The organism is Pseudothermotoga sp. (genome assembly GCF_031962025.1).
In the GTDB taxonomy this organism is placed as follows: Bacteria; Thermotogota; Thermotogae; order Thermotogales; family DSM-5069; genus Pseudothermotoga_B.
Genome location: NZ_JAVRKW010000011.1, coordinates 24,116 through 48,843 on the forward strand (window position 1 = coordinate 24,116; position 24,728 = coordinate 48,843).

The window sequence follows — 24,728 nt, forward strand, 5'->3', positions numbered from 1 at the left end:
CAAAATGGATATTCCTAAAAATACAGATTGAGATGTTATAATCCAACTTGCACAGATGCAGTCTGGAGTGTTGTGAATGGTGATAATAAAAAACCTTTCCATATCTTTCGCTGAAAAAACACTTTTTACAGACTTCAATGCGACCGTAACTGATAGCGACCGAATAGGTCTTTTGGGGAAAAATGGCAGTGGCAAAAGCACTCTTTTGAAAGCCATAGCCGGTTTGTTTGAAGACTACGATGGCGAGATAATCACCACTGGAAGGATCGCTTATCTTGACCAGTACAGAGCTTTCAGTGCAAAGACACCGTTTGAATATTATTCTCAGCTTGCAGATACTCCACAAAAGCAGAAAAATGTGCGCAGTATATTAAAAGGCTTTGGCTTTGATGAAAAAGACTGGCACAGGTCAATTACCACTTTCAGCGGCGGGGAAAGAACCAAAATCCAGCTTGGAAGACTTTTCATTGAAGAACCAGACTTTCTTTTACTGGATGAACCAACCAATTTCCTTGACATAGAAGGCATTGAATTTTTGAAGAACCTTCTGAAAAACTTCAAAGGCGGTTACATAGTCATAGCACACGATAGAGACTTTCTGCGAAGTGTTTGCAACAAATTCTGGGAGATCAACAACGAACACGTGTGGGTATTTGATATGAATTTTGACAGCTACCGCACGCAAAGACAGCTAATCATCGAGACGCAGAAAAGACAGTTCACAAACATGCAAAGAGAGATAGAAAGGCTGAAAAAAATAATAGACCAGTACAAAAAATGGGGCAGAGATAAGGCAGTTAAGCAGGCAAAGAGCAGGCAGAAAATGCTCGATAGAATGCTTGAAGAACTTGAAAATATGCCGGCTCAATATATGCAAGAGCAGGAAAAGATCATAAACATACCCCTGCCGGAAAGTGCCGGTCATGTTGTGCTGGAATGCAGGGATATTCATTACAATTCTTTGATCAAGGGCGCCAGTTTTACGATGTACTGGCAGGATAAAATAGCCCTGATCGGTCCCAACGGCTCTGGGAAGACAACGCTGTTGAAGATCATAACCAACCAGGTTGATTACACAGGTACCGTGAAGATAGGGCACAATGTGAAAATGGTTTATATCGATCAATTTGTTGAAAAACTCGATCCGCAGAACACGGTTTTCGACGAAATATTTGAAGAACTTTTCGATCAGCCAGATTACGTAATAAGATCGTACCTGGGCAGGTTTGGATTCAAAGGCGAAGATGTTTTTAAAAGCGTTTCAGAGCTGAGCGGCGGCGAAAGACAGATGCTCGCACTTGCCAAGGTTTTGCTCAGAAAACCGAACCTTTTGATTCTGGATGAGCCAACCAATCACATGGATCTTTCGGCTGTTGAAGCGCTTGAAAATGCTCTTAAGGAATACAGTGGAAGTGTACTGATAGTCTCTCATGATGTTGAGTTGATCAAAAACGTCTGCAACAGATTTCTGAGCATCAAAGACGGCTCTTTAATAGAAGTCGACGAACCCATATTTTTCAAGGCACAGAAAAATCAGGATCTTCCAAAAAAGGGCAACGATCTGTTTGACGAAAAAAAGAAATTGAGAAATCAAATAAAAAGCATGAAAACACGTCTGCAACAGCTCAAAGACCTTGAAGAGTCGATAATATCACAGATAGACGAAATCGAAAAACAACTTTCCACAACCAGCGACTATAACAGAATCATAAAGATGAATGAACAAAAAGAGAATCTGGAACATAAACTGTACCAGATACTCGAAGAATCCGAAAAGATAAACCAGAACCTGAAGGAGCTGGAAAATAAATTGCTGTAAATGAACGTTATACAGAATTGTTCATATCACACAAATGACGAATGATCTTTGCAACATGAGAATTAGCCAGTACATCGTGTACCCTTATTATCTGAACACCTTTTGCCACACAATAAGCGCTGACGGCTAAAGTCCCGTATAATCTTTCTTCAGGTGGTATACCGTCCAAGAGATTACCTATGAAAGACTTTCTGGATGCTCCAATCAGAATGGGAACCTTGAAGGCTTTGAACTCTTCGATCCTTTTTAAAATTTCAAGGTTATCCTGCAATCTTTTTCCAAAGCCTATACCCGGGTCTATGATGGTCTTTTCTCTAAGCCCGAGTTCTTCAACCACCCTGAGCCTTTCTTTGAAGAAAACAAAAAGTTCTTTTATCACATCTTCGTAGAATGGATTTTGCTGCATTGTTTTTGGCTCACCTTTCATGTGCATCAAAACAACGGCGGGTTTGTATTTTGACAATACCTGTGTCATTTTTTCATCAAATCTCAGTGCGCTGATATCGTTCACTATATCCGCACCGATTTTCAAAGCTTCCTCTGCCACTTTGGCTTTGTAAGTATCCACAGAAACCACCACATCGAAGTTTTTCTTGATCAGCTCGATCGCCGGGATCACTCTATCCAGTTCTTGCTGCTCTGTCACCGGGTCAGAGCCGGGTCTTGTAGATTCTCCACCTATATCTATGATGTCAACTTTTTCGTTTATCATTCTTGCCGCCGAATCGATGATTTTACCTTTGTCAACTCTGCTTTTTTCGTAAAAAGAATCCGGTGTGACATTTATCACACCCATGATGAGCGTTCTATCAAAGACGAGTTTTTTACCAGATGGAAGTTCTATTTGCTTCACCTGTTCTTTGAACAAACATTCCTCGATCTGTCTTGCAATTTCACTCAAACCCCAGTAATTCATCATATAGAGCTTCTCTATCAGTTTCTGGTGCTGACCCAATGTGCCCATAGTCAGCACATCTGTCTTTTCAACTTTGTGCGTAATTGCATGTCTGTGAACGGCTGCATCTGCTCCAGCAGCAAGCATTTCCTGTTTAATAACATTGGCTGCAATAACCGGAACATCGTAGATCAAAAGGCTCACAAAAGACCCTTTCCTTTTAAAAATCGGTATAGAAGCCGGATCAACTCCCACCTTTTGCAAAAAATACAGGGGATTTTCCACCTTTGCCACGATAAAATCACTCATCTTTTCACCTCTTTCAGCATTTCTTCTATTTGCGAAAGCGACTGGTTTATTATCCTCGCAGTAGCACCCCAGACAACCAGTTCCCGCAGAGGATAACGGCAGGTGATATTTCCATTGGGCATAACAACCTCAACGCACTTTGTATTTTTGAACAGTTCAACCGACACAAAGTATATTTCTTCAACCTCGCTTTTGTTCAGGTGAAATTCTCTGCAATTGACGACAGCCAGAAAAGGAATTATTTTCACCGAAGTTCCCACTGTCACTGTACAAGACAGCTCACCAAGGACGGTAAGACAGTCCTCTTTGACTCCTATTTCTTCCTGTGTCTCTCTTATGGCTGCTTGCAGTGCGCTTTCACCTTTTTCGATGAAACCACCGGGGAATCCCACCTGCCCCGGGTGGCGCCTGAGCTTTCGAGATCTTCTTATGAGAATCAGATAAGGCTCTTTTTCGATGAAAATAACCGGTACACAAACAGCCGATTCGTTGATCTTGTTCACCTCAATTTGAATTATATATGTTCAGAGCAGGTGGTACGTTTTTAAAACTGACTATAATACAGTTATATTAATACAAAAGCTGAATCAGACTAAATAATAGTAACTTGACATATTTGAAATATGGTGATAAAATTATAGCAAAACTGATTTTCTTCAACTCTCAAATTCCTGCGTATTTTACCCGACCAAAGGGGGATTTTGCCACAATCCGGGCAGAACGGCAGGCGGCGCTCGTGGAGCAATTCATAGATGGAAGAGAGTTCAGTGTGGGTATACTGGCAGGTGAGGTTCTGCCAATTTTGGAAATAGATTTTTCTACACTGCCGGATGGACTGGAGAGGTTTTACTCCTACAGAGTCAAACACAGTTACGGCAGTTATACACGATATATATGCCCCGCGCAGATCAATGAGGATCTGCAAAGAAAAATCATAGACTACGCCTTGAAGGCATTCAAAATTCTGGGTCTTAGAAATTACGCGAGAATAGATCTGAGAGTCAAGGAAAATCACATATATTTTCTTGAAGTTAATTCTCTTCCCATGTTGACAGAAAAACCAGTCCCGCAAGCCCTTCTTCTTTAGGGGAAAGGTAAGGGGTCGGTTAATTATTTAAACTGTGCTACCATTGTATATGGAGAGTAGAACATACTATGTAGATTCGGCATGAACTGTTTCAGAAGAAACCATCAGGAGGTACATCGAAGAATGCCAAGATGTACAGTCAGAACCTATAAAGTTCCTGTTCCGAGAGACTTATATCCTCTGTGCTCTGAACTGAACAAGACAGCAGCAAGAATCTACAACAAAACCTTGTCTCTGGTCAAGAAGATAAAACAAAAGAAGAACTTCTGGCTCTCAGAGAATGCAGCACAAAAGTACATCCTGCGATGGTCTACTGATATCAACATCCACACCCACTCAAAACAGGCCATGGTTCAGCAGTACTTTCAATCACTTTACAGCTACCTCAAAGCAAGTAAAGAAAATCCAGACCTAAAGCCTCCGTACAAGAGAAAAAGGTTCATGCCGTTTATCTGGAAAAACACCGCAGTAAAACTCTTACCCGATGGAACACGGAACCGGCATCATGGCGGTTGACCTTGGGATACTCCGCCCCATAACCTGTTTTGACGGCTCTGAAGTGATCTCATACCACGGAGGAGTTCTAAACAGCGTGCTCAGATACCGAAACAGGAGGGTGGCAGATCTTCAAAGAGCCATGAGTTGTTGCAAAAAAGGCTCAAGAAGATACAGAAAACTTTCGATAGCAAAAAGAATGGTGCTGAGGAAGATTGGAAATCAGATCAAAGACATACTGCACAAGACAACAAGCAATTTCATTGGACTGTGCTTGCAAAAAGGAGTCAACACCGTTGTGATAGGAGACGTTACAAACATTAGAGAGGACGCAGAAGGAAACGACAACTTCAATCAGAAGCTTCATCAGTGGTGCTACAGGAAGATGATTGAGATGATAACCTACAAGGCAGAGCGGTTCGGGATTGAGGTAAAACTTGTTTCTGAAGCATACACAAGCAAGGAATGTCCTGTGTGTAGAAGTAGGAATCACCCGAATGGTCGAAACTACAGATGCAGCAAGTGCGGGTTTGAGTACCACAGGGACGGAGTAGGGGCAATAAACATCTGGAAAAGGTATCCTGGGAATTCCCAGGTAGTAGCGGGCTTGGCACCCGCCAGAGGTGTGAGATTCAACCCACACCTCCGTGGCTATGGAGCATCTACTGCTCCATGGAAGGCAGCCTGAACGAGCTGCCAAGAATCCTATCCCCTTTAGGGGATTGGGAGGAGGTCAAACCGAATTATTCTGATATCATAAAAATGGCAGAGGCGGCCGGGTATTCTTACGATAAACTCATTTTGAAAATACTCGACGATGCTCTAAATCATGAGAGATGAACTTTTCGAATTCGACGATTTCTACAAAAAAACCTTCAAAAACATAATAGGTGTCGATGAAGCGGGAAGAGGATGTCTCGCTGGTCCTGTTGTTGCAGCAGCAGTTATACTTCAGGAAAAGATCGATGTCTTTGATTCAAAACAGCTCACAGCAAAACAGCGCGAAAGACTTTTCAAAAAAATACTGGAAACTTCCAAGGTTGGAATAGGACTTGCTTCAGTTGAGGAAATCGATGTGTACAACATCTTGAATGCAACAAAGCTGGCAATGAACAGAGCTCTGAAGATGCTGAATCAGGATGGCTTTGTGCTGATCGATGGAAAATACTTAAGGCTCTCCATGCAGGGCACCTGTATCGTCAAAGGTGATGCAAAGAGCGCTTCAATAGCGGCGGCTTCGATCGTTGCAAAAGTGGTGCGTGACAGGATAATGAAAGCCTATGACAGAGTCTATCTTGGTTATGGATTTTCAGAGCACAAGGGTTATGCAACAAAACAACATATTTGCCGGCTAAAGCTCCTTGGTCCAACTGTTTTTCATCGTCTCACTTTTTCACCGGTTCTGTCATTGCTCAGCGTCGAACTTGTTGAAAAACTTTTCTCAGCACATCCAGATTCTTTAAGAAAAAAAATCTTACTGGAAAAAATTGCCTTGGTGGATAAAAAAGCTTGAAATTATTTAACGGTTCTGATAATATTAACTGGATGGATCAAGAAAGGGGTATGCGAAATGGCAAAAAGATGTGAGATATGTGGTAAAGAACCTGTAGCCGGCAAGAATGTGAGCCATTCTAACAGACATACTCCAAGGATGTTCAGACCAAACCTTCAAAAGGTTCGAGTCGTGATGGAAGACGGAAGCATCAAAACGATGAAAGTCTGTACAAAATGCCTGAAAGCAGGCAAAGTTCGAAAGGTAGCAACAGTATAACGCGCGGAGCCATCCGCGCTTTTCATTTTCTTTCCCTTTCGTTGAAAAATTACCTTCTTGTTTGCTAAAATGTACCTGTGTGATTTTTCTAAAAAAAGGATGGTGAAAAAATGGATCTGAAAAGTTTTATAAGAGATATCCCGGATTTTCCCATTGAAGGTATTATCTTCAGAGATGTCACACCTCTTCTCAAAAACCCAAAAGCCTTTCACACGGCAGTTGACGAAATGGCAAAAACCATTCTCGACTGGGACTTTGACCTGATCGTCTCTCCCGAAGCAAGAGGTTTTATCTTCGGTGCGGCACTCGCGTATAAACTGCAAAAAGGTTTTGTACCCATCAGAAAACCTGGAAAACTGCCGTATGAAACAACTTCCATCGAATACGATCTTGAATATGGTACGGCACAGCTTCAGATGCACTCAGATGCCATTGAAAAAGGACAGAGAGTAATAGTCGTGGATGACGTTTTAGCCACCGGCGGTACAGCCAGTGCAATTGCAAGGCTTGTCAAAAGAGCCGGTGGAGATGTTGTGGGCATGTGTTTTTTGATAGAACTGACATACCTTGATCCAAGAAAGAAGTTGGCTGAGTACCCCGTAAAAACGGTTATCTCTTACTGAGAGGGGGTAATAACATGCTTCGGTTCGACTTCAGTTTTATGTTTGAACCGAACACAAAAGGCGGTATAAACGATGAAGAATTCGCTTCTATGAAAGAGCAGGTCACAAAGTCTGTTGAAAAAACCATCAAAAGCAGACCCGGATTTGTCAATGTCATTTTCGACAGGAGCTATATGGACTCAGTCGAAGATATAAGGCAGTGGGTATTGTCCTTCAACAATCTGGTCGTTATAGGTATAGGCGGATCGAGCCTGGGAGCTGTGGCACTCGCGAATGCACTGACACCACCAGACTGGAATTATCTGACCAAGCAAGAAAGAAGTGGCTATCTTAGAATATTCTTTCTGGAAAATGTCGATCCGGATCAGGCAGCGGCGGTTCTCGATGAAATCGACCCGCGAGAAACCCTTTTCAATGTGATATCAAAATCAGGTTCTACGGCTGAATGTCTTGCGCATTATCAGGTAGTACGGGGCTTACTCCAGATAAGGGGATTGAATCCAGCCGAACACATGATATTCACAACAGATCCGAAAAAAGGTTTGCTGCGGCAGATAGCCAAAAATGAAAAAATACCGGCTCTGGATATCCCGCAGGACCTTGGCGGCAGATTCAGCGTGCTTTCACCTGTGGGGCTTTTGCCGGCAATGGCTTGTGGTGTGGACATAAAAGCGCTGATAGATGGTGCAAAAGACGCTTATCTCAAATGTGCAGACCTGAACATAGAAAAAAATCCGGCAGCTATGATGGCTGCGTGTCATTATTTGCACAAGAAAAAAGGCAGAAACATCAGCGTGATGATGCCTTATTCCAACAGACTATTTTCACTCGCTGACTGGTTCAGACAGCTTTGGGCAGAAAGTCTTGGAAAGAAATATTCCTTAGATGGGCAGATAGTCAACGAAGGTCTTACACCCATAAAAGCGCTTGGTGTGGTTGATCAGCATTCTCAGATTCAACTGTACAACGAAGGTCCGGACGACAAGACCGTGACATTTCTTGAAGTCGAAAAATTTGACAGAGACATACTGATCCCTGCCATCCACGAAAATGATGAAATTTCTTATCTGGGAGGAAAGAAACTCGCAGAATTGTTGAAAAGTGAACTGACCGGCACAGAAAGAGCACTGGCTTCTAATGGCAGACCGAGCATGCGCGTCATCTTTCCAACAATAAACGCATACGATATAGGTCAATTCTTCATGTATTATGAGTTCACCACAGCACTCATGGGAGATCTTCTGGCGATTAACCCATACGACCAGCCGGGAGTAGAGCTTGGCAAAAAAATCACGTACTCTCTGATGGGTAGAAAAGGTTTTGAAGTGCTGAAATTTCCCGAACCGGTTAAGAAGGTCGTGATAGATTGACAGAACACATCGTAAAAATATTTCAGCCGTTGATGGTCTATTTTCTCAAGGAAAGTCCGTTTGGGGATGATGTGTACATCGTCGTGACCAGCGAGACGAAAGACATGAACAAAAAGATGTCTGAACTTTACCAGAAAGCCGGTGAAGATATAGCTGTCGTTGTTTTAACAAAAGAAGAGTACAAGAGCTTTGAAGATCTCTTACGGGAAAAAGGGGAAAGGCTATATTGAAATTGGTCATCGGCTTGACCGGAAAGATGGGCAGTGGGAAGAGCACCGTTGCTCGAATCTTTGAAGAACTCGGTGCCCACATAATAGATGTCGATAAAATCGGGCACGAAATTTTGCAGGAACAGGCTGTGAAAGATGAGCTGAAAAAAGCTTTTGGTGAAAAAATCTTCAACGGCTCAGATGTTGATCGCAAAAAATTGGCTTCGGTAGTCTTCTCAGATCCTGAGAACTTAGCCGCTTTGGAACAAATTGTTCATCCAAAGATGAGAGAAAAGATCAAAAAGGAACTTGGCGCTCTTGATGGACTTATAATAATAGATGCTGCTATTTTGCACAGGCTCAAATTAGACGAACTGTGCGATTTTGTCATAAACGTTGTGGCTCCTTTAGAAAAAATCATCGAAAGGCTCAAACACAAGGGTTTAAACGAAGATGAAATCTATCAGAGACTGTCTTGCCAGCAGGATATTAAAAGCTCAGATTATGTCATCGTCAACGACTCAGATCCTTCGTCTTTGCGTGAGAAAATAAAAAACTTTTACAACAAGGTGATAAAATCAAAAATGCAACAACTGTCAGGGGAGGTGCAGGTATGAAAAAATTTGTTCTGGTTTTGTTGCTTGTTGCGGTAACTCTGAGTTTTGCCAAGGTCAAGGTTACATTCTGGCATGCCATGGGTGGTGGACACGGGCAGACACTTCAGGAAATAGTCAATTTCTTCAACCAGCAGCACCCGGATATCGAAGTCGAGGCAGTTTACATTGGAAACTACAACACACTGCAGCAAAAGTTACTTGCCGCGGCTCAGGCTGGAGGGCTCCCAACGATTTCACAGGCTTATTCAAACTGGACGGCAAAGCTGATTTACTCCGGTATCGTTGAACCTCTGAACAAATTCATCACAGACCCAAAGATCGGTTTCACATCCGCTGAGTGGCTCGATATATGGGAACCAATGAGACTCAACTGCACATGGGATAAAACCGTCTATGCACTGCCGTTTAACAAAAGCATCTACGTTCTTTACGTGAACACAGATGCTTTAACGCTGGCTGGTTTGAAAATACCAGAAACAATCGGTGAGCTGAAAAGGGCAGCTATACTCATGACCGAGGACTTCAACGGCGATGGAACGATCGATCAGTACGGTTTTGGATTCCGTTCCACAGTTGATCACTTCCAGGTCTTTCTGGCTCTGAATGGTGGAAATATACTCAAAAAAGATTCAGATGGAAAGTGGAAAATCACAATCAACAGTGAAGAATCAAGAGAAGTTTTACAATTCATGCTTGATCTGAAAGACAAATACGCGCTGGTGCAGGGTGGATATCTTGACGGTCCATTCGGCGAAGGTAAAATTGCCATGTTCATAGAGACCGTTGCAAGCAAACCTTATGTGGCAAGCTCATCAGCAGGCAAGCACGGATGGAGCTGGGCTCCACTTCCAGTCTGGAAAACCCAGAATGCGCTCTTTGCAGGTACTGACGTGATTATGTTCAGCACTGCAAAAGACGAAGAAAAGAAAGCCGCATGGGAATTCATGAAATTTCTCGTCTCTCCAGAGATAACAGCATACTGGGCGACCAAAACAGGATATCTACCGGTCAGAAAGAGCGCAACTGAAACCCAGATTTGGAAAAAATTTGTGGCGCAGGATCCTGCCGCAGAAGTTCCACTTCAGCAGTTGCCAAACGGCGTTTTTGATCCTCAGCTTGGCGTCTGGGCAGAGATTAGAACAATCGTGGGCAATATGGTCAACGACGTCTTATTCGGCAAAAAAACCATAGATGAAGGACTGAAATGGGCTGAGCAGGAAATTGCAATATTATTGCAGAAAGAAGGACTGTGATAAAAGGGGGCGCTCAGCCCCTTTTTCATCTGGAGGTGATCTTGTGCGCGGAGATCCATTTGGACTTCACAGGGTGATAGAACCAAAGGGAAAATTACCTCAGCCAGCCTGGAAGATCGACAACGACACCTCAAAAATATACGACAACGAAATACTCATAGACGTTATCAAGCTCAACATAGACGCTGCTTCGTTCACGCAGATCAAAAATGAGGTTGGAAAAGACGAATCGAAAGTGGCAGAAAAAATCATGCAGATAGTCAAAGAACGCGGTAAGATGCACAATCCAGTAACAGGTTCCGGAGGAATGCTGATAGGAAAGATCAAAAAGATCGGGAAAGATCTGAAAATAGACGCAAAAGAGGGAGATAAGATCGCAACACTTGTCTCATTGAGCCTGACACCTTTGAATTTGAAAAAAATCACAAAAGTTCATCTGGATAAAGAGCAGGTTGACGTCGAAGCCGAAGCCATACTGTTTGAAACAGGAGTTTTTGCAAAACTGCCTCAGGACATGCCAGAAGCAGTGGCGTTAGCCATCCTGGATGTGGCAGGTGCTCCAATACAGACCGCAAGACTTGTCTCACCCGGAGATACTGTCTTGGTAATCGGCGCGGCGGGAAAATCAGGAGTGCTCTGCTGTTATGTGGCAAAAAAATACGCTGGACCCACCGGTAAAGTGATCGGTCTGGTTCATTCAGAAAGATCTGTGGCAGAGCTTGAAAGTCTTGGAGTAGTCGATAAAATCATGGTTGCGGACGCTCAAGATGCAGTCGGAACTTATCAGAAATTCATCGAATTGAATGGCGGCGAACTTGCCGATGTTGTCATAAACGTTGTGAATGTTCCTGATACGGAAATGGCTTCTGTGATGTGCTGTAAAGAACGCGGAAAGGTTTACTTTTTCTCCATGGCAACCAGTTTCACAAAGGCGGCTCTCGGTGCAGAAGGTATAGGCAAGGACGTGGATATGATAATCGGGAATGGCTATGCAAAAGATCACGCAAAATTCGCTTTGGAGATCGTAAGAGAAAACAAAAAACTCTATGAACTGTTTCTCAAAAGGTACGGATGAGGTGAAAAATGAGACATATCGATGATTTCACAATAGATTATTTTCACGACAGTCAGGAAGCTATAAAACTCTACGAGACCATACAGAATCTGGAAAAAGATCTGTCACTGACTCTGAAAATCGGAAATAACGAATATTTTGGAAGCATTAACGTAGCAGTTTACACAATCGAGGATGAAAAAAACTTCCCATCTCTTGTAGCTTTGATAGCCCTGCACGGAGAAAATGCCATCGACACACTCACAGAATCAGGCGCTGATTTTTCCCAAACCGGTTTGCTCGAAGAACTTTCATTCACAAAAAACTTTTCAAAGCATCTTGCAACATTGATCTGGCTTGACAGTCTGGAAGAAGATTTTCCCATGATAGAACTTGGGGACAGCGTTATATGTATAACAAAATATTCAGATATAAAACAGATCAATCAACAAAAGCTGGCTGAGAAAATCGTGCAGGAATATGCAAAAAGACATTTCAGCGTTGAGAGAAACTACACCGTAAAAGTACAAACAAGTTCTTTGATTGATTTTTAAGCGTCTAATGGGTATAATGAAGGTAAAGCGGAGGCGTGTCCGAATTGGCTAAGGAGCCGGTCTCGAAAATCGGTGGGCTTTTTAAGCCCTTGTGGGTTCGAGTCCCACCGCCTCCGCCAGAGTGGGGTGGAACGATGACGGTTGTCAAAAGCATAGATCAAATGAAGAAAATATCCTCAGAATTGAGAAAAGAAAAAACCATAGGCTTTGTTCCAACAATGGGTTATCTGCACGAAGGACACGTTTCTCTGGTCAGGCGTTCAAAAAAAGAAAATGATATAACCATCGTCAGCATATTCGTCAATCCAACACAGTTTGGTCCAAATGAAGATTACAACTCCTACCCGAGAGATCTCAAAAGGGATCTTTCAATGCTTGAAAAAGAAGGCGTGGATTTTGTTTTCATACCAGAAGTTGAAGAGATGTATCCAAAAAACTACTCAACATACGTCAATGAAGAAAGCCTGTCCAGATACCTGTGCGGCAGATCAAGACCCGGGCACTTCAGAGGCGTCTGCACGGTTGTTACAAAGCTGTTCAACATAGTAAAACCCCACAGAGCTTATTTTGGACAGAAAGACGCACAGCAGTTCCGCATAATAAGAAGGATGGTTAGAGATCTGAACATGGATGTGGAAGTAATAGAATGCCCGATTGTGAGAGAATCAGACGGTCTTGCCATGAGCTCGAGAAATGTTTATCTATCAACTGAAGAAAGAAATCAGGCACTCGCATTGAACAAATCTCTGAAGATGGTGGAAAATCTCTACAAATCCGGTGAAAGAAGCGCTGAAAAAATGAAAGAAGAGATGGTACAATATCTGTCTTCTTTCGACAAAATAAAGATAGACTACGTGGAAATAGTCGATGAAGAAACCCTTGAACCTGTTGAAAAAATCGAAGGAAAGGTCATTGTTGCGATTGCAGCATGGGTTGGAAAAGCTCGCCTGATCGATAATACTATTCTGGGAGAAAAATAATTTGATATTAGATGTTTTCACAATAGCACTTTTACTCTCACTCATTTTGAGAAAAAGAATCTTTCATCTTGACAAACTCAAAGTCAGAGCAACTTATCTGTTTCCCGTTCCTTTTATTATACAGATACTTCCTTTTCAGCAAAGAGGTTTTCTGATGGCAATTTCCTATGGATTACTTTTTGTCGTACTCATATTGAACTGGAAAATCAGCGGCTTTAAACTCATGGCAGTCGGTTCAGCAATGAACGTATCTGTGATACTTCTCAACAATGGAAAAATGCCTGTTTATGAACCTTTAGCCAGAATGCTCGGACTTGATCTGACAGTCAAGCACACATTCGTTTCCTCTTTTTCTGAAAAACTCATTCTCGGAGACTGGATACCCGTTGTCCTTCCGTGGTTCAGAAAATTTCTCATAAGCCCCGGAGATATCCTCATATACACAGGTGTATTCATGTTCTTTTTAACTTCCCAGAAGATTGAACAATAATTCTTCGTAATCCTCTGGAACATACTTCATCCTATGGCAACAAAGGTGCGTTTTTATTCCCAATATTATATAGATACTTTTGTAACAATTAAAGAATAGAAATTGCAAAGGTAAAATGCCCCTAAAAGTGTAGCCAGATAAGAATTTCAAAGCTTTTCAGCTAATTCAAGATGAGGTGTTGCATCAGAAAAGTTTTATGCTATACTTATTTTGCACAAATGTGCATGATCGCACAAATGTGCACAAAACTATCCTCTGTGGAGGTGTATTTTTATGAAAAGTTCAAAAGTACTGGTATTTCTCTTAACATCACTCGTGGTTATCTCGATCTTCGCACAAACACAGCTTCCCAAAAAATTTGAAAACCCCAAAAATGTACGAATAGCTCTGGTAAGAGAAGTGGGAGAGGGCAGTTTCTTTGAACGCTACCTTGCTGGTGCTCAGTCAATGGCAAGAGAACTCGGTGTGACTCTTCTGGAGGCAACTGCTCAGGGAGATATGGCAAAGATGGTTACCATGGTCGAAAATTTCATTGCCCAAAAAGTTGACGCAATCATAATCGACCACGGAAGACCTGATCCACTTATGCCAAAAATCAAGGAAGCTCTGGACAGAGGAATCAAGGTAGTAACCTTTGATCTGGTTGTTGACGATGACAGAGTACCTGAAATCGAACAGGATGATTTATTGATTGGCTATTTGATAAGCAAACAATTGGCTGTTGACTTTGCAGGAAATGCTAACGTCATTTATGTTAATGTAGGTGGATTTGCCCCCTTGGACAAAAGAGACAAAATGTGGCAGATAATCAAATGGCGCTTCCCTGGAGTCAAAGAAGTTGCAAAGATAGGTGCAGTTACAGGATCAACTGCTGCTGACACTCAAACAAGAATGGAAGCAGCTATGAAAGAAAAACCTGAAGCAAATGCAGTGCTTGCCATGTGGGATGAATTTGCAAAAGGTGCAGTAAGGGCAATAATGCAAGCAGGTAAAAGTGATAAATTCAAAGTTTACTCAGTGGATGTCACCACAGAAGACATTCAAATGATGATTCAGCAAAATAGTCCGTGGGTTGCGACTGTTGGGACAGATTCTTACGCAGTTGGTCGACTTGCAGTAAGGGCTGCGGCGGCTCTCGTTGGTGGAGAAAAATTACCCAAATATTTATTAGTAGAGCCACAGTTGATTACAAAGCAATTTCTCCTCAACAACAACATAACAAACATGGACGAACTTGTAAAAGCATTGCCAGAAATGGGCGAGAGCAATCTTGTTTGGCCTGATTGGATAAAGGCTTTGATTGAGAAAAACAAGAAATAGAAAGGAGGACTGGGCAGGGTTCTGCGCCCTGCCTTCCTTAATATGGCTGTACTGAAAGGAAGCGGATTGAGCAAAAAGTTCCCCGGTGTTTTGGCACTCGATAATGTTGATATAGAAATCAAGTCGGGTAAAGTACATGCACTTGTTGGGGCAAATGGTGCTGGAAAAAGTACACTGGTTAAGATCCTGACTGGGTATTACGACAATTATGACGGCTTGGTTAAAATAGATGATCGAGAAGTAATTTTAAAAACGCCGTTTGATGCTCTTTACAATGGAATAGAAGTGGTTCATCAAGAAGTGGATACTCAATTAGTCCCAACTCTCACAGTAGCTGAAAATCTATATCTTGAGAATTTCACCAATTCTAGTACGATTATCTCTATGAAAGATCTTAGAAAGAGGGCCGAAAAAGACCTTAGAGATATAGGCTTTCCCATACCAGCCCTTGAAAAAGTCGAGAATCTATCTTTGCACGAAAAGCAGCAGCTTGTAATAGCAAGGGCTTTGTTGCACAAAGTCAAATTTCTCATTCTGGACGAGCCAACATCTTCTTTGAGTTTGATTGAGGCAGAAAAGCTCTTCAACATTGTGGAAAAGTTAAAAATGCATGATGTTGGAATTTTGTATATAAGCCAGAGGCTGGATGAAATCCAAATTGTGGCAGATGAAGTCACTGTTCTCAGAAATGGCAGAAAAGCGGCATATTTTGACCATGTACCACATCTTTCAAAAATAGTCGAAGCGATGCTCGATTCACCTCAAGAAAATCTTTTCCCCAAAAAAGAGCAAAGACAATTTGGAGAAGAAATCATGAGAGTAGAAAATCTCAAATGGAAGAACAGAGTTAAAGGTATAACTTTTGGGGTAAAAAAAGGTGAAATACTGGCTATCACGGGTTTGACAGGTGCTGGAAAAACAGAAACATTAAAAGCAATTTTTGGTGCTCTGTGCGCTGATGAAGGAAAAATTTTTGTAGATAACAATCGAATAAGAATTAAAAGCCCAGTTGATGCTATCAGAAACGGTATATATCTTGTTCCAGAAGAAAGAAGGAAAGAAGGACTGATTCTTGAAAAATCTGCAAGAGAAAATATAACTATACCATTTCTGGAGAACTTCTGCGGATTCTTAGGCAGAATACTCAAAAAGAACGAATGCAATCACGCTAAGAACTTAGCTGAAAAAGTTCGACTGGTACCCTTTGATGTCGAACGGCAGGTGCAGTATTTCTCCGGAGGAAACCAGCAAAAAATAGTCGTCAGCAGATGGCTTGGAGGTAGACCAAAAGTGCTTTTGCTTGATGAACCAACTCAAGGCGTTGATGTAGGAGCAAAAAAAGAGATATATCAACTTATCATGCAAGTTGCAAAAGAATCTGCCGTGGTTCTTGCTACCAGCGAAATAAATGAAGCTGCTGGAATAGCCGACAGGATATTGGTCATGAGAGACGGAAAAATTGTGGCAGAATTAACCTCTCAAAATGCAGATCCAAAAGTGATAATGAGCTATGCAGCGGGGGTGAAACCGTGAAAGATAAGATGACAAATTTTCTTCTCAAATATGGTGTAATAACTGCCCTGGTTGTTTTAATAGTTTTCTTTTCGCTGAGTACGAGATCTTTTTTCAGCTTAGACAATTTCTTTGACATCCTAAGGGCTGTCTCAATTTTAACCATCGTGGCTATAGGTGTGACCTTCTCAGTGGTTGTCAATGGTATGGATGTATCTGTGGGAGCTGTAACAGGATTAGCTGTGATATTTTCTACTGCTTTGATGGTCATCTGGCAGATTCCATGGTACATAGCAATAATTAGCTCGTTATTAGCTGGTATTGGTATCGGATTACTAAACTCATTTCTTATTTTGAAATTGAGAATACCAGATTTGCTTGCCACACTTGGGACATTGTATTTAGTGCAGGGTTTACAGATGTGGATCACAAAAGGAGATGCAGTATACAGAGGTATGACAAATCCTTGGGATCCCATGCGCCAGGTTACGAAAGGATTCATACCTAAGGAATTTTTGACAATAGGACAAGGTTTTGTGTTCAAAACCGAAAATTTTCGAGGTATACCCGTACCGGTCATCATAATGCTGTTTGTAGTACTGATCACCTGGTTCTTGCTTGAATTCACCAGATTTGGCAGGGCTTTTTATGCAGTTGGTGGAAACATCGAAGCCGCAAGGTTAGCAGGTATACCGGTGAAAAAGTACAGAACAGCCGCTTACGTGATAAGTGCTTTGCTCGCAACCCTTGGAGGTCTTGTCCTTGCCTCACGTATTGGTTCAGGTGCAGTCAAAGCGGGAGATCCTTATCTTCTGGATGCGGTTGCGTCAACATATTTTGGTTTTGCGGTACTCGGTGTCAGAAGACCCAACGTCTGGGGAACATTCCTGGGAGCAGTTTTCGTTGGAGTTATGTTAAATGGCCTTACCATGTTAAACACGCCCTGGTACATACAGGATTTCATCAAAGGACTCGTTCTGGTTTCTGCACTGGGAATTAGTTTTGCCATACGCAAAGAATCGCGTTGATTGAGGAGGTTGAACAAATGGAACAATTCAATGAGAGAACTGTTCTGGAATACGTGGAAAAAAACGATTTCAGAAAATCAATTCTCGGCAAAGGGAAACTTTCAGCCGAATTGATTTCAGAAGGCAATGTCAATTTGATATTCCGCATTCGCAATATTGAAAATGAAAACTCTGTTATTCTCAAACAAGCCTTACCATACGCATGGAGATATCCAGACTTCAAAATGCCAGTCGACAGACAGAGAATAGAGTATGAAACTCTCAGTATAGAATCACAGTATGTACCTGATCAAGTTCCAAAGATCTATTTTTATGACAATGAAGCACATGTTCTGGTTATAGAGGATCTCAAAGAGTTAAAAGTAATGCGTGAAGCTTTGATAGAGGGGAAGGTTTTTCCAAAAGTTGCTGAACATATCGGAACCTTCATGGCAAGAACGTTGTTTTATACTTCTGATCTTCATTTACCTTCAGGGAAGAAAAAAGAAATGGTGGTTAATTTTACAAATCCTGTTTTGTGCAAAGTTCAGGAAGACCTGGTTTTCACACAACCTTATATTGATCATCCAAATAACAAATGGAGTAAACCCCTTGATGAAATAGTGAGAAAGATTCATCAGGACGACAAAATAAGAGGAGAAATATTCTATTTCAAAGAGCTTTACATGACTAAATCTCAGGCTTTAATCCACAATGATTTGCACACAGGCTCGATAATGCTGAATGAAACAACTACGAAAGTGATCGATCCGGAGTTTGCGTTCTATGGTCCAATGGCACATGATATAGGAACCTATTTTGCAAACCTTGCAATTGCCTATGCAGCTCAGGAAGCTCATAGAACAGAAACCAGCCTGAGAAATTCTTACAGAAAGTGGATAATCGACTCTTTCGAAAAAACGTGGGATGTTTTTCAGCGAGAGTTTTTGAATGCCTGGAAAAAAGATTCAAATGGTGAATGGCCTTCAGAAAGCTATAGAGAAAATTATATGCGTAGACTTCTCAAAGAATCTGCTGGATTTGGTGCTGCTGAGATCTTCAGAAGAACTATAGGGATGGCACACGTTCACGATTTTTGGACAATAAAAGATGAAAACATCAGGGCAAAATCAGAAAGTATCGCCCTGTACATAGCCATTAACTGGATCAACCTGTGGAAAGACATTGAAAAAATTCAAGATCTGTCGCAGGTTATGAAAGATTCAAAGCCATTGATCTGAGAGGAGGAAATGATTTGAGCACGTTTAGATCTATAGAATGGAAAAAGGATAAACTTGTGCTTTTAGATCAAAGATATCTGCCAGAAAAAGCGATATATCTTGAATTGAAAACCGTTGATGAAGTAGCACAAGCAATAAAAGAGATGATTGTGAGAGGTGCTCCAGCAATTGGAGTGGCTGCAGCTTATGGAATGGTTCTCTGTGCACAAAAACTTTCGAAAAACGACGCTGAAGAACTTCAAAGGGCTGACAATCTCCTGAGATCTTCAAGACCAACTGCTGTCAATCTTTTCTGGGCACTTGATAGAATGAAAAAAATCTGGCATGGATTTACCGGTTCAGTTGACAATTTAAAGTTTCTTTTGGAAAAAGAAGCAATAGATATTGAGCGTGAAGATGTTGAAATAAACAAACAGATAGCCAGAAATGGTGTTGATCTAATACCTTATGGAGCAAAGATAATTCATCACTGCAACACAGGGTCCTTAGCAACGGTTGATTATGGCACTGCTTTGGGAATAATAAGGTACGCACACGAAATAGGCAAGAAAATACACGTCTTCTTGGACGAGACAAGGCCAAGATTGCAGGGTACTCGTTTATCTGCATGGGAAATGAAAGAACTTGGAATACCTCATACTGTAATTGTAGATGGAGCCAGTGGGCTGGTTATGAAAAAATTCAAAATAGACCTTGCACTTGTTGGAGCAGATAGAATAGCAGCCAACGGTGATACTGCAAATAAAATAGGAACTTACAATCTTGCTATCGTTGCCAAGTATCATAATATCCCATTCTATGTTGCTGCACCAACCAGCACAATTGATCTTCAAACACTCACAGGGAAAGATATTCCAATAGAAGAAAGAAATGCTGATGAAATTCGTCGCATAGGATATAACCAGCTCGTGCCACAGGAAAGTTTGGTCTTCAATCCGGCTTTTGATGTAACCCCCGCAGAATTGATTTCGGGTATTATTACGGAAAAGGGTATAGTTTATCCACCATTTGAGAAAAATCTCAGAAAACTTTTCGAATCATAGCTTTGGAGGTGATGTTTGATGAACAATAGAGATATCAAGAAAATAGCAGATGGAATTAGACGCAGAGTACTTGAGTTCACAATAAGAAACGGTGGAGGCTATTTATCTCAAGCTTGTTCAAGTGCAGAAATTTTCGCTACCCTCTACACAAAGCTGATGAATATTGGCCCGTCAATAGCTCCAAAAATTCCACCTGCTTTTACCGGTGTGCCATCCAGAAACAACAGAGAATATTTTTCCGGTTATGGTTATAACGGACCAAAAGAGCCTCATCTTGATAGATTTTTTCTCAGCCCCGTGCATTACGCTCTTGTGCTGTATGCCACTCTTGTTGAAACAGGTCGCATGCTCGCTGAAGGCTTGGAGATGTTCAATAAAGATGGCTATACAGTAGAGATGATAGGTGCCGATCATTCTCCTGGTCATGAATTGATGTCCGGTTCACTCGGTCAAACACTGTCGCAGGTTTTGGGAATAGCACTGGCAAGAAAAAGAAAAGGTGAAACTGGAAAAAACTGGGTTGTCATGTCTGATGGAGAATTCATGATTGGTCAGACATGGGAAGCAGTAGAAACGCTTTCTTTTTACAAAATAGATACTATCAAAGTAATAATCGATGCAAATGGGCAGTCAGCAGATGGAAAGATTGATACTGTAAATCAGATTGAACCATTGAAAACAAGATTGGAATCTTTCGGAGCAGTGGCAGTTGAAGTGAATGGACACGATGTACAACAACTCATTGATGCGGCAAATGTTCCCCATGAATCAAAGCCTTTATTTATTATCGCAAGAACTGTCCCGTATCAGTGCATTGAAATACTCAAAAAAAGAGCACCAAAATTTCATTACATAAGAATAACTAATGAGCAGGAAAAAGTTGAACTGCAGCAATTTTTACACGAAAGATTTGGGGGTGATTATAAATGAGATTAGAAGCGCGAGTTCATGAAAGAAATCTTGTCAAATGGGCTGCTGATAAACCAGAGGTCGTTGTTTTTTCTGCTGATTTGACCAATTCTACAGAAATAGGTCTGTTCAAAGAAACTTACCCAGATAGATTCTATTCTTTCGGAATGACCGAACAGAATATGATGAGTGCAGCAGGTGGTATGGCGAGAGAAGGTTTCACACCATTTGTACACACTTTTGCTGTTTTTATGTACAGAAGAGCATTGGATCAAATAGAAATGAGCATAGCCTATCCCAATTTAAAGGTGAGGATATTCGGTTTTTTACCCGGCATAACTACACCAGGAGGCGCATCCCATCAAGCAATAAATGATATCGGAATTTTGAGGACAGTTCCAAACATAACTATACTGGAAACTGGTGATGCAACAGAAGTAGAAAGCGTTCTTGATGTAGCACAGTCAATCGATGGACCTGTTTATATTCGACAACTGAGAGGGCAGATACCAAGATTGTTCAAAGAACCAATGAAACTTGGAAAAAGCAGAGTTTTGAGCAAAGGAAACGACATTGTTTTACTGACGAGCGGCATTATGACAGAAGAAGCTTTGAAAGCCACAACAGTACTCAAAAAGAATGGCATTTCCATAGAACACTTACATATCTCAACTCACAAACCATTTGGTGATAATACGATACTTGATGCAATTGAAAAGGCAAAATATGGCGTGATCAGTATGGAAAATCACACAATCATTGGTGGACTTGGCAGTTCGGTTGCAGAATTGATGGCTGAAAATGGTATTGTCAAACGCCTTGTAAGAATAGGTTTAAAAGATACGTACGCTCATGGTGGCAGTAAAGAATATTTGATGAGATACTACGGAATCGATGCTATGAATCTGGTAAGGAGTGTTGAAAATCTCATAGGTCAGAAATTAAACATCGAAGAAGAAGAACTTGTTGAACCACAGATAGATGAGATTGAACAATTTGTAAAAAGTGAAGATTTATAAGATATAAGAAGGGTAGGGACAATGGTCTGTACATAACAAGCAGAAATAACATGGCGATAAAAATGGTATACAGAAATAAGAAACCTGTTGATGGATACAGTTATGAATTAAAACAGGCAAAGATTTCTGGCATATTTTCTGTCCAACCTGTAGAGATTGGAGCATCTATGTGACATTAGTGAGGTGAATTAAAGTGGTTAGATACGAAACCAAATACCATTTCAGCCAGGAAAGATTTAGAGTAAAATATCAGATATTTGAAGAGGATAAAAAAGCGAAGAAAATTGCTGAAGCAATCTGTATTGAACAAACTATTGAATTTCCGATAGAACTCACAGGGAATTCAATCAGAGAAAATGTTGTTGGAAGAATCGAAGAAATTCAAAACGATCAGAACACCACAACCGTTACGATAAGCTATCCTGTTGAGATTGTCGGAAAAGAACCAACACAATTTTTCAATGTAATTATGGGAAACTGTAGCTTATTTCCAAACCTGAAGATAGTTGATCTTCAACTTTCCCCCTCCGTAGAAAATATCTTTCCCGGCTCGCTTTATGGTATTTCAGGATTGAGAAAGCTGTTTTCCATATACGATCGACCGCTTCTTGCAACAGCCATTAAACCAATGAGCCTTTCAGCGCAGGAGCTTGCTGAAATGGCTTATCATCTTGCACTCGGCGGTATAGATATCATAAAAGACGATCACGGTATAGCTGATCAGTCATTTTCGAAATTTCAGGATCGTGTTGCAAAAGTAACAGAGGCAATCTGCAAGGCAAATCGTGAAACCGGATTCCATACGATTTATGCTCCAAACATAACAGCTAATGAAAAAATCATGCTTAAGCGAGCAGAATTTGTCAAAGAAGCTGGAAGCGGTGCACTGCTTGTGTCACCGGCTCTGAGCGGATTCAGTAGTTTTATCACTTTGAGAGAAAATAACGATCTTCCTATTTTGAGCCATCCAGCCTTTCTTGGTGGATATCTCTCTATCATGGATTTTGATGTTCTGTTTGGAACAATACAGCGTATGATAGGTGCCGATGTGGTGATATTTCCAAATTACGGTGGTCGTTTCACCTTCTCAAGAGAAGACTGCCGCAAAATAAATCATGGGCTCAAGAAACCTTTTGGCTCATTCAAAACGGTTTTCCCATCTCCCGCGGGAGGCATGAATATCGATGTCACTTCTGATATGGTCTCTTTTTACGGTAAAGATGTTGTGTTATTAATAGGAGGAGCTCTCCATAAAATGGGATCAGATCTTACGGAAAATGTCAGAATTTTTAGAAAACAGATCGAAAAAATTTCTAAACCTTCTGATAGTTAAACTAAAAGCAAGTGGTTTTTAGGTATCATTTAAGGGAGAGAATCTTCAATGCTTGGTTTTCAAAACTACGAAGATCTACTGACTATAGTTGCTTGGATGTATTACGTGGATGAATATACACAACAACAAATAGCTGAAGAACTGGGTATAACAAGAACAAAAGTCAGCAGATTACTTTCTGCAGCTAAAAGTCAGGGAATTGTGGAGATTCGAATAACTCAATCTCTGCCCGAATACTATGTTCTTGAAAAAGAGTTGAAGAGGCGTTTTAAACTGAAAATAGCGGTTGTTGCACCAGAAGATAGAAACTTACTCGGGCAATTTGGTGCTGAATCTCTCTTGAGATTCATAAGCGAACATAAACCATCCAGAGTTGGGCTTGGATGGAGCACAACTGTCAGCTCTATGGCTCCGCATTTGATCCGAAGAAATATGCAAATATATCACAAATGTTCTATTCACGATCTAACTGGTAGCTTCATTGGCCAGAGGAATCCATACAGTATAAGTTGGATACTGGCTGAGACAATAGGTGCTCAATACGTTCCTTTAGCCGTACCTGTACTTGTGGAAAATCCTTCGATAAAAGAGGAACCTTCCATAAAAAGAGCCCTGGAAGAAGCCTCCGAAGTTGACGTGGCCTTCGTTGGAATGGGATGTATAGGTCAGGAAAGTACTCTACTAAAGACAAAGTTGGTTTCTCAAGAGACAATGAGACAGCTTGAAAAACAAAATTGTGTTGGAGAAGTTTTGATGAGATTTTTCGATGATCAGGGAAAACCTGTACAAACTCCTCTCGATGATAGAATAATCTCCATTGATTGGAAAGCCATTCAGAAAATACCAGTGTTTGTAATAATGGCAGCAGGAAAAGAAAAAGTCTTACCACTTAAAGCTGCGTTAAAAGGTGGTTGGGTTTCAGGATTAATAACAGATCTTTGCACAGCAAAAAGTTTGCTTGAATAACTTTTGCCATAGGGAAAACATCAACTGTTCCTGGGATCTAAGACATCTCTTAGCCCGTCGCCAAGGATGTTAAGACTCAGCACGATTACGGCAATGACAAAGCCTGGGAACAGCGTTATCCACGGAGCACTGAGCAAAAATGCCGTGCCCTGACCAACAAGACCTCCAAGGGTTGGTTCTGGCGGTGGCACGCTGAGCCCGAGAAAACCAAGTGAGGCTTCGGTGAGGAAGGCTGTGGAAAGATTAGTTGTGAAGGTGACTATTAGAACCGACGATAGATTGAGCAATACATCACTGAGCATTATTTTAAAATCGCTTTTTCCTATCACCTTTGATGCTTTCACAAACAGGCTCTCTCTGATCGATAAAGCCGCACCACGCACTGTTCTTGCAAAAATTGGTATGTAAACCACGCCTATGGCGATTATCAAATTCACGAGACTTGATCCAAAAAGAGCCACGATGAACAGCGCCAGTATCAGAGAAGGAAAAGCAAAAAATCCATCACAGATTCTCATTATAATCAAATCCCAGACTTTGCCGTAATAACCGGCGATGAGCCCGAGAATTGTGCCGATGAAAGAGGCAATCAAAATAGAACTGAAGGCGATTATCACACTCTTTTGAAGTCCAAAAATACACCTTGAAAAAATATCCCTGCCAAACTGATCTGTTCCGAAAATATGCTTCATAGATGGACTTTCAAGAATTGCATCGTAATCCATTGAATAAGGACTATATCTGGCAAAAACATCTGGAAAAGCCGCAATTATAAATATCACAATTAAGATAGCTGAAAAAATCAGATTCAAAGGATTTCTGAAGAGTTTTTTGACCGTTCTGTTCATAGTA

The 24,728-nt window shown here is 41.2% G+C and carries 25 protein-coding genes, 1 tRNA gene and 1 pseudogene; 24 read left to right on the forward strand and 3 right to left on the reverse strand.

Annotated elements, in window-relative coordinates:
• The first annotated feature begins 76 nt into the window (after nt 1-76).
• Nucleotides 77-1,819 carry an ABC-F family ATP-binding cassette domain-containing protein gene (locus AC4E92_RS08205; RefSeq protein ID WP_490240104.1) on the forward strand — a complete coding sequence of 581 codons (1,743 nt, stop codon included), beginning with the start codon at nt 77-79 and terminating at the stop codon, nt 1,817-1,819.
• Between the two features lie 7 nt (nt 1,820-1,826).
• Here the strand turns inward: AC4E92_RS08205 and folP are convergent, their stop codons facing one another.
• Both folP and AC4E92_RS08215 read right to left on the reverse strand, forming a co-directional pair.
• Nucleotides 1,827-3,023 carry a dihydropteroate synthase gene (folP, locus tag AC4E92_RS08210; RefSeq protein WP_490240105.1) on the reverse strand — a complete coding sequence of 399 codons (1,197 nt, stop codon included), beginning with the start codon at nt 3,021-3,023 and terminating at the stop codon, nt 1,827-1,829.
• Nucleotides 3,020-3,526 (reverse strand): NUDIX hydrolase, encoded by a 507-nt coding sequence (locus AC4E92_RS08215; protein ID WP_490240106.1) that lies wholly within the window; start codon nt 3,524-3,526, stop codon nt 3,020-3,022. The genes folP and AC4E92_RS08215 overlap by 4 nt, the downstream gene beginning before the upstream one ends.
• A gap of 113 nt (nt 3,527-3,639) precedes the next feature.
• Between AC4E92_RS08215 and AC4E92_RS08220 the strand changes: the two genes are divergently transcribed.
• The 23 genes and pseudogenes from AC4E92_RS08220 to AC4E92_RS08330 all read left to right on the forward strand — a co-directional run bounded on the left by AC4E92_RS08220 (nt 3,640) and on the right by AC4E92_RS08330 (nt 23,876).
• Nucleotides 3,640-4,110: an ATP-grasp domain-containing protein gene (locus AC4E92_RS08220; RefSeq protein ID WP_490240107.1), complete on the forward strand. Its 471-nt coding sequence runs from the start codon at nt 3,640-3,642 to the stop codon at nt 4,108-4,110.
• Nucleotides 4,111-4,233: 123 nt separating this feature from the next.
• Nucleotides 4,234-5,293, forward strand: a pseudogene (locus AC4E92_RS08225) (RNA-guided endonuclease InsQ/TnpB family protein).
• 141 nt (nt 5,294-5,434) lie between these two features.
• On the forward strand, nt 5,435-6,118 hold the full coding sequence (gene rnhB / locus AC4E92_RS08230) for a ribonuclease HII (protein ID WP_490240108.1): 684 nt from the start codon (nt 5,435-5,437) through the stop codon (nt 6,116-6,118).
• A 57-nt stretch (nt 6,119-6,175) separates the two neighbouring features.
• Nucleotides 6,176-6,376 carry a 50S ribosomal protein L28 gene (gene rpmB / locus AC4E92_RS08235; protein ID WP_490240109.1) on the forward strand — a complete coding sequence of 67 codons (201 nt, stop codon included), beginning with the start codon at nt 6,176-6,178 and terminating at the stop codon, nt 6,374-6,376.
• Nucleotides 6,377-6,486: 110 nt separating this feature from the next.
• A complete protein-coding gene (locus tag AC4E92_RS08240) occupies nt 6,487-6,999 on the forward strand; it encodes an adenine phosphoribosyltransferase (RefSeq protein ID WP_490240110.1) in 513 nt (170 codons plus the stop codon).
• A gap of 14 nt (nt 7,000-7,013) precedes the next feature.
• Nucleotides 7,014-8,369: a glucose-6-phosphate isomerase gene (locus AC4E92_RS08245; protein ID WP_490240111.1), complete on the forward strand. Its 1,356-nt coding sequence runs from the start codon at nt 7,014-7,016 to the stop codon at nt 8,367-8,369.
• Nucleotides 8,366-8,599, forward strand: coding sequence for a hypothetical protein (locus tag AC4E92_RS08250; protein ID WP_490240112.1), 234 nt, complete (start codon nt 8,366-8,368; stop codon nt 8,597-8,599). The genes AC4E92_RS08245 and AC4E92_RS08250 overlap by 4 nt, the downstream gene beginning before the upstream one ends.
• On the forward strand, nt 8,596-9,195 hold the full coding sequence (gene coaE, locus AC4E92_RS08255; protein ID WP_490240113.1) for a dephospho-CoA kinase: 600 nt from the start codon (nt 8,596-8,598) through the stop codon (nt 9,193-9,195). Before AC4E92_RS08250 ends, coaE begins: the two co-directional genes overlap by 4 nt.
• Complete coding sequence (locus tag AC4E92_RS08260) at nt 9,192-10,448, forward strand: ABC transporter substrate-binding protein (protein WP_490240114.1); 1,257 nt, start codon at nt 9,192-9,194, stop codon at nt 10,446-10,448. Before coaE ends, AC4E92_RS08260 begins: the two co-directional genes overlap by 4 nt.
• Before the next feature lie 43 nt (nt 10,449-10,491).
• A complete protein-coding gene (kdd, locus tag AC4E92_RS08265) occupies nt 10,492-11,523 on the forward strand; it encodes an L-erythro-3,5-diaminohexanoate dehydrogenase (RefSeq protein WP_490240115.1) in 1,032 nt (343 codons plus the stop codon).
• Nucleotides 11,524-11,531: 8 nt separating this feature from the next.
• Entirely contained in the window at nt 11,532-12,056 is a 525-nt protein-coding gene (locus AC4E92_RS08270; protein ID WP_490240116.1) for a hypothetical protein, read from the forward strand.
• A gap of 29 nt (nt 12,057-12,085) precedes the next feature.
• Nucleotides 12,086-12,175 (forward strand) — tRNA-Ser (locus AC4E92_RS08275).
• Between the two features lie 15 nt (nt 12,176-12,190).
• Nucleotides 12,191-13,036 (forward strand): pantoate--beta-alanine ligase, encoded by an 846-nt coding sequence (gene panC, locus AC4E92_RS08280; protein ID WP_490240117.1) that lies wholly within the window; start codon nt 12,191-12,193, stop codon nt 13,034-13,036.
• Between the two features lies 1 nt (nt 13,037).
• Nucleotides 13,038-13,526 carry a DUF5317 domain-containing protein gene (locus tag AC4E92_RS08285; protein ID WP_490240118.1) on the forward strand — a complete coding sequence of 163 codons (489 nt, stop codon included), beginning with the start codon at nt 13,038-13,040 and terminating at the stop codon, nt 13,524-13,526.
• A 273-nt stretch (nt 13,527-13,799) separates the two neighbouring features.
• Complete coding sequence (locus AC4E92_RS08290) at nt 13,800-14,846, forward strand: sugar ABC transporter substrate-binding protein (protein WP_490240119.1); 1,047 nt, start codon at nt 13,800-13,802, stop codon at nt 14,844-14,846.
• A gap of 66 nt (nt 14,847-14,912) precedes the next feature.
• On the forward strand, nt 14,913-16,379 hold the full coding sequence (locus tag AC4E92_RS08295; protein ID WP_490240120.1) for a sugar ABC transporter ATP-binding protein: 1,467 nt from the start codon (nt 14,913-14,915) through the stop codon (nt 16,377-16,379).
• On the forward strand, nt 16,376-17,386 hold the full coding sequence (locus AC4E92_RS08300) for an ABC transporter permease (RefSeq protein ID WP_490240121.1): 1,011 nt from the start codon (nt 16,376-16,378) through the stop codon (nt 17,384-17,386). The genes AC4E92_RS08295 and AC4E92_RS08300 overlap by 4 nt, the downstream gene beginning before the upstream one ends.
• Before the next feature lie 17 nt (nt 17,387-17,403).
• A complete protein-coding gene (gene mtnK, locus AC4E92_RS08305; RefSeq protein ID WP_490240122.1) occupies nt 17,404-18,606 on the forward strand; it encodes an S-methyl-5-thioribose kinase in 1,203 nt (400 codons plus the stop codon).
• Nucleotides 18,607-18,620: 14 nt separating this feature from the next.
• Complete coding sequence (mtnA, locus tag AC4E92_RS08310; RefSeq protein WP_490240123.1) at nt 18,621-19,649, forward strand: S-methyl-5-thioribose-1-phosphate isomerase; 1,029 nt, start codon at nt 18,621-18,623, stop codon at nt 19,647-19,649.
• 18 nt (nt 19,650-19,667) lie between these two features.
• Nucleotides 19,668-20,579, forward strand: a complete 912-nt coding sequence (locus AC4E92_RS08315) for a transketolase (RefSeq protein ID WP_490240124.1) — start codon at nt 19,668-19,670, stop codon at nt 20,577-20,579.
• On the forward strand, nt 20,576-21,577 hold the full coding sequence (locus tag AC4E92_RS08320; protein ID WP_490240125.1) for a transketolase family protein: 1,002 nt from the start codon (nt 20,576-20,578) through the stop codon (nt 21,575-21,577). The genes AC4E92_RS08315 and AC4E92_RS08320 overlap by 4 nt, the downstream gene beginning before the upstream one ends.
• 193 nt (nt 21,578-21,770) lie before the next feature.
• A complete protein-coding gene (locus AC4E92_RS08325; protein ID WP_490240126.1) occupies nt 21,771-22,910 on the forward strand; it encodes a RuBisCO large subunit C-terminal-like domain-containing protein in 1,140 nt (379 codons plus the stop codon).
• Nucleotides 22,911-22,958: 48 nt separating this feature from the next.
• The gene (locus AC4E92_RS08330) at nt 22,959-23,876 is read left to right on the forward strand and encodes a sugar-binding transcriptional regulator (RefSeq protein ID WP_490240127.1); all 918 of its coding nucleotides are present in this window, start codon (nt 22,959-22,961) and stop codon (nt 23,874-23,876) included.
• Between the two features lie 20 nt (nt 23,877-23,896).
• Here AC4E92_RS08330 and AC4E92_RS08335 read toward each other — a convergent pair whose 3' ends face one another.
• Nucleotides 23,897-24,724, reverse strand: a complete 828-nt coding sequence (locus tag AC4E92_RS08335; RefSeq protein ID WP_490240128.1) for an ABC transporter permease — start codon at nt 24,722-24,724, stop codon at nt 23,897-23,899.
• Nucleotides 24,725-24,728 lie beyond the last annotated feature (4 nt).